Source organism: Vogesella sp. EB (assembly GCF_001037925.1).
Classification (GTDB): domain Bacteria; phylum Pseudomonadota; class Gammaproteobacteria; order Burkholderiales; family Chromobacteriaceae; genus Vogesella; species Vogesella indigofera.
The window spans coordinates 1-1178 of the sequence record NZ_LFDT01000062.1; the positions used below are offsets into that span (position 1 = coordinate 1).

Genomic DNA, 1178 nt, shown 5'->3' on the forward strand with positions numbered 1-1178 from the left:
AAAAGTTTGCGCGGACCAAGCCGCACGTAAACGTTGGTACCATCGGTCACGTGGACCATGGTAAAACCACTCTGACTGCAGCGATCACCACTATTCTGTCGAAGAAATTTGGTGGCGAAGCGAAAGATTACTCGCAGATCGACAGCGCGCCAGAAGAAAAAGCACGTGGTATCACCATCAACACCGCTCACGTAGAGTACGAGACCGAGTCCCGTCACTACGCTCACGTTGACTGCCCGGGCCACGCCGACTACGTGAAGAACATGATTACCGGTGCTGCGCAGATGGATGGCGCGATCCTGGTTTGCTCCGCAGCTGACGGCCCAATGCCACAGACTCGCGAACACATCCTGCTGTCCCGTCAGGTTGGCGTGCCTTACATCATCGTCTTCCTGAACAAGGCTGACCTGGTGGATGACGCTGAACTGCTGGAACTGGTTGAAATGGAAGTGCGTGACCTGCTGTCGTCCTACGACTTCCCAGGCGACGACACCCCGATCGTTACCGGCTCCGCCCGTCTGGCGCTGGAAGGTGACCAGTCCGAATACGGCGAACCAGCGATCTTCCGTCTGGCTGACGCACTGGATACCTATATCCCGACTCCAGAACGCGCTGTTGACAAGCCGTTCCTGCTGCCAATCGAAGACGTATTCTCCATTTCCGGCCGCGGTACTGTGGTGACCGGTCGTGTAGAGCGCGGTATCGTTAAAGTTGGTGAAGAACTGGAAATCGTTGGTCTGAAGAACACCGTCAAGACCACTTGCACCGGCGTGGAAATGTTCCGCAAGCTGCTGGATCAAGGTCAGGCTGGCGACAACGTAGGCGTGCTGCTGCGTGGTACCAAGCGTGAAGACGTTGAGCGTGGTCAGGTTCTGGTTAAGCCTGGTTCGATCAAGCCGCACACCACATTCACTGGTTCGGTATACGTGCTGAGCAAAGAAGAAGGTGGTCGTCACACTCCATTCTTCGCTAACTACCGTCCGCAGTTCTACTTCCGTACGACTGACGTGACTGGCGCTGTTAGTCTGCCAGAAGGCGTGGAAATGGTTATGCCAGGCGACAACGTAGAAATCAAGGTTGAGCTGATTGCTCCGATCGCGATGGAAGAAGGTCTGCGTTTCGCCATCCGTGAAGGTGGTCGCACCGTTGGTGCTGGCGTTGTTGCCAAAATCATCGCC

Annotated in this window: 1 protein-coding gene; it reads left to right on the plus strand. The window is 55.8% G+C overall.

Annotated elements, in window-relative coordinates; genetic code table 11:
• Positions 1-1178: elongation factor Tu (tuf, locus tag ACG97_RS16720; RefSeq protein WP_156168072.1), on the plus strand; the 1178-nt coding region annotated here is incomplete at both ends.